The organism is uncultured Sphingomonas sp. (assembly GCF_946477935.1).
Lineage (GTDB): Bacteria > Pseudomonadota > Alphaproteobacteria > Sphingomonadales > Sphingomonadaceae > Sphingomonas.
Genome location: NZ_CAMLAC010000209.1, coordinates 1 through 6,460, shown reverse-complemented (window position 1 = coordinate 6,460; position 6,460 = coordinate 1). Strand labels below are relative to the sequence as shown.

Annotated in this window: 6 protein-coding genes; all 6 read left to right on the top strand. The window is 68.0% G+C overall.

Annotated features, from left to right (window positions below):
- Positions 1–585 (top strand): M13-type metalloendopeptidase (locus Q0U08_RS16450; RefSeq protein WP_298092673.1); only part of this gene is annotated, 585 nt, incomplete at its 5' end.
- Between the two features lie 151 nt (positions 586–736).
- Positions 737–3,154, top strand: a complete 2,418-nt coding sequence (locus Q0U08_RS16445) for a PAS domain-containing sensor histidine kinase (RefSeq protein WP_298092672.1) — start codon at positions 737–739, stop codon at positions 3,152–3,154.
- A gap of 14 nt (positions 3,155–3,168) precedes the next feature.
- Complete coding sequence (locus tag Q0U08_RS16440) at positions 3,169–3,519, top strand: response regulator (RefSeq protein ID WP_298092671.1); 351 nt, start codon at positions 3,169–3,171, stop codon at positions 3,517–3,519.
- A 202-nt stretch (positions 3,520–3,721) separates the two neighbouring features.
- A complete protein-coding gene (ilvD, locus tag Q0U08_RS16435) occupies positions 3,722–5,443 on the top strand; it encodes a dihydroxy-acid dehydratase (protein WP_298092669.1) in 1,722 nt (573 codons plus the stop codon).
- A complete protein-coding gene (locus Q0U08_RS16430) occupies positions 5,424–5,795 on the top strand; it encodes a hypothetical protein (RefSeq protein WP_298092668.1) in 372 nt (123 codons plus the stop codon). The genes ilvD and Q0U08_RS16430 overlap by 20 nt, the downstream gene beginning before the upstream one ends.
- Positions 5,792–6,460 (top strand): NAD(P)H-hydrate epimerase (locus Q0U08_RS16425; RefSeq protein WP_298092666.1); only part of this gene is annotated, 669 nt, incomplete at its 3' end. The genes Q0U08_RS16430 and Q0U08_RS16425, both read left to right, overlap by 4 nt.

Sequence of the window (6,460 nt, the reverse complement as noted above, 5' to 3'; positions counted from 1 at the left end):
GTCGTCTTCCCGGCCGCGATCTTCCAGCCGCCGTTCTTCGATCCCAACGCCGATCCGGCGGTGAACTATGGCGGCATCGGCGCGGTGATCGGCCACGAGATCAGCCACCATTTCGACGATCAGGGCCGCAAATATGACGCGACCGGCAAGCTGACCGACTGGTGGACGCCGCAGGACGTGGAGCGCTTCAAGAGCTTCACCGACAAGCTGGTCGCGCAATATGACGCCTATGAACCGATCCCCGGCCAGCATGTGCAGGGCGGCCTGACGCTGGGCGAGAATATCGCCGATCTCGCCGGCCTGACGGTGGCGCTGGATGCGTATCACAAGTCGCTGGGCGGCAAGCCCGCTCCGGTGATCGACGGCACGACGGGCGACCAGCGTTTCTACTATGGCTGGGCGCAGGTGTGGCGGACCAAGTTCCGCGAACCGGCGCTGCGTCAGGCGCTGCTCTCCGATCCGCATGCACCTGGCCATCAGCGCGTGCTGACCGTGCGCAACCTCGACCCGTGGTACGCCTCGTTCGACGTGAAGCCGGGCACCGCGCTATTCCTGACGCCCGAACAGCGCGTTCGTATCTGGTAAGTCCTGGACGCCCTCTCCCTGCCGGGGGAGGGCGTTCGGATTGGGCTTCCCGGCAGCACCGCGCTGCCGGAGCCTTGAGTCCGGCCATGTCGATGCGGGCATGCGCGGATCCCGCTTGACCGGCATCCTCCGCCATCGGAAGACGTGATCCATGGCGACGTTGGCTTCCACCCGAACGCTTTCTCCAGTTCAGACCGCCTTGTTCGTCACGATCGGGTCGGGACTGCTTGCCGCGATCCTCGTTTTCGCGGTGGTCGGCAGTTGGCCGTTCGCCGCGGGCTTTCTGGGCGCAGGACTGGTCACCGGCGGCGGGGTGGTGGCGTGGCGTCTGTTGACGCCCGCCCGCGTGCCGGAGCGCCGCGCGCTCGACTGGGATTTCACCCGTGTGGTTGCCGATACCAGCGACGATGCGATCGCGGTCACCGATCGTGCCGGACGGCTGGTCTGCGCCAACGACGCCTATGAGGCGCTGTTCCATGGCTCGCCGACGCCCCCGGGTCTGCCGCTGGATGGCGAGGGTGTCGCTGCACTGACCCATGCGGGCCGCGCGGCGTGGCGTGACGGGCTGGGGCGTGCCGACCGCCTGCTGGCGAACGGTGTGCGGGTGTCTGCGCTGGTTACCCGGGCGGGGGACGAGGCGGACATGCTCGTCTGGCGCTTCGTCGTGGCGGTGGAGCAGGATCTGGCGCAAATGGTCGAGGCGCTGATCGCCGGGGCGGACGGCGACCGGTTCGGCGCAGCGGGGATCATGGCGGCGGTGGTCGGACCGGATGGCCGTGTACGGGCCGCCAATCGCGTGCTGGCCGCCCGCGCGCTGGGCCGGGCCGAGGACAGCATCGCCGGCCGCGACTTCGCCCGTTTCCTCATCACCGACAGCCGCGGCCTGCTCCGCTTCGAGCGGGAGGGGCTGGACGGCACGCCGTTGCGGCTCATGCAGGTGCCTTTCGTCGAGGGCGACGGCGTGCCGATGCTGGTCGCGCTGATCGATGAGGAGGAGGACGCCGCGCCAGCGATCGGGGCGAGCGCGACGCAGCATGTGCGCACCCTGGTCGCGTTGATGCCGTTCGGCATGGCGCTAGTCGATCGCGATGGGCGCTTCCTGCAGATGAACGATGCTTTCATGCGGGCAGCCGGGGTGAACGCTGCCGCGCCGCCGCTTTATCCGGGCGATCTGGTGGTGCGCGAGGACAAGGGGGCGGTGGCCGACGCTATACGTCGCTTTGCGGGTGGGGCGACGCATTCGGCGGATATGGCGGTGCGGCTGAAGGATCATCCGGACGAGCCTGTCGCGCTGACGATCGCCGGGGCGCGCGGGCTGGGTGACGCGTCGGTGCTGCTCAGCCTGAAGGACAATTCGGAGGAGAGCCGGCTGAAGCGTGAGGTGGCGCAGGCGACGAAGATGCAGGCGGTGGGGCAGCTGGCGGGCGGTGTCGCGCACGACTTCAACAACATCCTGACCGCGATCATCGGCCACTGCGACCTGATGATGATGCGCCATTCGCCCGGTGACAGCGACTATGACGACATCCAGCAGATCCGCTCCAATTCCAACCGCGCCGCGGCGCTGACCCGCCAGCTGCTCGCCTTCTCCCGCCAGCAGACGCTGCGGCCCCAGGTCCTGCAACTGCCCGATGTCGTGTCGGAGGTGTCGAACCTGCTCAAGCGGCTGATGGGTGAGACGGTGCGGCTCGACGTCAGCCATGGCCGCAACCTGGGTCCGGTGCGTGCAGATCCGGGACAGTTGGAGCAGGTCATCGTCAACCTGGCGGTCAATGCGCGCGACGCGATCGTGCAGGCGAACGGCCCGGCCGGCGGGACGCTGACGATCCAGACGCGCAGCGTGTCCGCCGCCGATGTCCGCGCGATGGCCTCCGACATCCTGCCGGTCGGCGACTATACCGCGCTGATCGTCAGCGACACCGGGGCGGGCATTCCCGCAGACGTGCTGCCCAAGATCTTCGAGCCCTTTTTCACCACCAAGGAACTGGGCAAGGGCACCGGCCTCGGCCTATCGACGGTCTACGGCATCGTCAAACAGTCCGGCGGCTGGATCTTTGCGGATTCGAAGCCGGGGCAGGGGGCGACCTTCTCCATCTACCTGCCGATCCACGCCGCGCCCGCCGCGCCGCAGCCAAAGCCACTCAGTTCACGCGCCCCCACCCGCCCGGCCGACCTGTGGGGCACGGGCACCGTGCTGCTGGTGGAGGACGAGGACATGGTCCGTGCGGTCGCCGAGCGCGCGCTGACGCGGCAGGGCTATACCGTCAAGGCGGCGGAGCATGGCGAGGCCGCGCTGGAGATGCTCGCCGCGATGGACAAGCCCGACCTGCTGATCTCCGACGTGGTGATGCCGACGATGGACGGCCCCACCATGGTCCGCCAGGTCCGCCAGCGTTATCCCGATCTGCCGGTGCTGTTCATGTCGGGCTATGCCGAGGAGCAACTGCGCCGCTCGATCGACATCGACAATGTCGCATTCCTGCCCAAGCCCTTCTCCGTCCAGCAACTGGCGGAGGCGACGCGCGCGGTGCTGTTGCAACAAGGCTCTGGCGGTTCCGTAAATCCGTGATAAGGGCAGGGGCGATGAACGAACCTGTCCAGATCCTCATCGTCGAGGACGAGCCCCTGATCGCCATGATGCTCGAGGATTTCCTCGACATCCTCGACAAGCAGGTCGCGGGCACCGCCGACAGCGTCGAGGACGCGATCGCGCGAGTCGAGGCGGGGGGCATCGACGCTGCGATCCTGGACGTCAACCTGCGAGGCGGTGAAAAGAGCACCCCCGTCGCCGAACTGCTGGCCGAACGCGGCGTGCCATTCGTCTTCGCGACAGGTGGCAGCGACGATTCCGTCGACGAGCGCTTCCGCGATCGCCCGCGCTTGCAGAAGCCGTTCACCATGGATGGCGTCGCCAAGGCGCTGGGCGAACTGTAGGACGCTTGGCCTGATTGCCGGCGTCGCGTCTGCGGAAGCGCCCCACCCCCGGCCCCTCCCCTGAAGGGGAGGGGAGATTTGACCGCACGATCGTATCTCCGGTGCAAAAGAAGCCTCCCACGCCTTCGCCTGGACCTCTCTAGGCCCATTTGCGCGAAAGAAGCTTGCGCCGCAGCCCCCTTCCACGACATAGGGCTGCGCCATGACCCACCAGTTCGACAAATCCCGCCTGCCGTCGCGCCATGTCTCCGTCGGTCCCGAGCGTGCCCCGCATCGCAGCTATTATTATGCGATGGGCATCACCGAGCAGGATATCGCCAAGCCGTTCGTGGCACTGGCCTCCGCAGGCAACAATTCCGCACCGTGCAACACCACGCTGGATGCGCAGGCCGATGCGGCACAGGGCGGTGTGATCCGCGGCGGCGGCATGCCGCGCCGTTTCAATACGATCACCGTCACCGATGGCATCGCCATGGGCCATCAAGGCATGAAGGCTTCGCTGGTCAGCCGCGAGGTCATTGCGGACTCGGTCGAGCTGTCGGTGCGCGGCCACTGCTACGACGCGCTGGTCGGCTTTGCGGGTTGCGACAAGTCGTTGCCCGGCATGATGATGGCGATGCTCCGCCTGAACATCCCGTCGATCTTCGTGTATGGCGGATCGATCCTGCCCGGCCGCTTCCACGACAAGGACGTGACCGTGGTCGACGTGTTCGAGGCGGTGGGCCAGCATGCCGCGGGCAATTGTCCGCTCCAGCAGTTGATCGAACTCGAAAAGGTCGCCTGCCCCGGCCACGGCGCCTGTGGCGGGCAGTTCACCGCCAACACCATGGCGTGCGTGGGCGAAGCGATCGGCCTGTCGCTCCCCAATTCGAACATGATGCCGGCGCCCTTTATCGACCGCCACGGCATTGCCGAGGCGGCGGGCGAGCAGGTGATGGCGCTGGTCGCAAGCAACATCCGCCCGCGCGACATCTGCACCCGCGAGGCGTTCGAGAATGCCGCGCGCGTCGTCGCCGCGACCGGCGGTTCTACCAACGCCGCGCTCCATCTGCCGGCGATGGCGAACGAGGCGGGGATCGACTTCGACCTTCACGACGTTGCCGAGACGTTCAAGACCACGCCCTATATCGCCGACCTGAAGCCGGGCGGCAAATATGTCGCCAAGGACATGTACGAGGCCGGCGGCGTCTACATGCTGATGAAGACGCTTCTGGCGGGCGGCTATCTGCACGGCGACTGCATGACCGTCACCGGCAAGACGCTCGCCGAGAATATCGACGAAGTTACCTGGAACCCCGACCAGAAGGTCATCTACGACGTCAAGACGCCGATCACCCCGACCGGCGGCGTCGTCGGCCTGCGCGGATCGCTGGCGCCCGAGGGCGCGATCGTGAAGGTCGCCGGCATGAAGCGCCTCCAGTTCGAAGGGCCGGCACGCGTCTTCGACTGCGAGGAGGATGCCTTTGCCGCGGTCGAGGCGCGGATGATCCAGGACGGCGAGGTCGTGGTGATCCGCTATGAAGGGCCAAAGGGCGGGCCCGGCATGCGCGAAATGCTGTCCACCACCGCCGCGCTCTATGGTCTTGGCATGGGCGAACGGGTCGCTCTGATCACCGATGGGCGCTTCTCGGGTGCCACGCGCGGCTTCTGCATCGGCCATGTCGGGCCGGAGGCGGCGGACGGCGGCCCGATCGCGCTGGTCGAGAATGGCGATGCCATCCGGATCGATGCAGAGGCGGGCACCATCGACCTGCTGGTCGACGATGCCGTGCTTGCCGATCGGCGTGCCCGCTGGACCATGCGGCAGAACGATTATCAGTCGGGCGTGCTGTGGCGCTATGCGCGCAACGTGGGGCCGGCCTATAAGGGCGCGGTCACCCATCCGGGAGCAGGCGCCGAAACCCATGTCTATGCGGATATCTGATCGGGCTGCTGCCCTGCTTCTGCTCGCGCTCGCCGGCTGTTCGTCCGGCGAGACGGCCTCCAACGAGGCGATCCCCGCAGCGGACGCGGATCGCATTCCATGCGCGCGCGGCAACGCGCCGCTGGAGCCGAACTGCACCGTCGAGCGGATGGTGGACGCAGAGGGCCTGGTCCTGACCGTGCGTCATGGCGATGGCGGCTTCCACCGCCTGCGCGTGACGGATGACGGCCGCGGCGTGGTCGCCGCCGATGGCGCAGAGCCCGCGCGCGTCACGGTGGTCGGCGCAGACGGAATCGACGTCTCGATCGGGCAGGACCGCTACCGATTGCCCGCGACGATCAAGGGCGCATGATCCCGCTGGACGGCCAGCCGATCCTGACCGCGAGCGAGATGCGCGCGGCCGAGGATGCGGCGGTGGCGGCCGGCACCAACGTCGATACGCTGATGCAGCGCGCGGGCGAGGGCGTCGCGGTCGCCGTCCACCGTCTGGCGGCGGGTGCGGACATTCTGATCCTGTGTGGCCCGGGCAACAATGGCGGCGACGGGTATGTCGCTGCCGCTGCGCTGCAGAGCATGGGGGCGAGGGTACGCGTCGCCGCGTCCGGTCCCGCAAAGACCGAGGTCGCCGCACGCGCGGCCGCAGGGTGGGGCGGCCCGGTCGAGACGCTGGCACAGGCGGAACCTGCCACCATTCTGGTCGATGCGCTGTTCGGCACCGGCCTGTCGCGGCCGCTGGCCGACGAAATCGCCGCGCCGCTCCACCGACTCGCCCGCGCCGCGCGGTTGCGCATCGCAGTGGATATGCCGAGCGGGGTCGGCACTGATGACGGCGCCATGCTGGGCGCGGCCATGTGCGACATCACGCTGGCGCTCGGTGCCGCCAAGCCGGCGCATCTGCTGCAACCCGCGGCGCAGGCCTGTGGCACGGTGCGCATCCTTGCGCTTGGCATCCCGGTCACGAGTTATGTCCATGTCCTTTCACGCCCTCTCCCCTACGGGGAGAGGGAGGGGACCCGC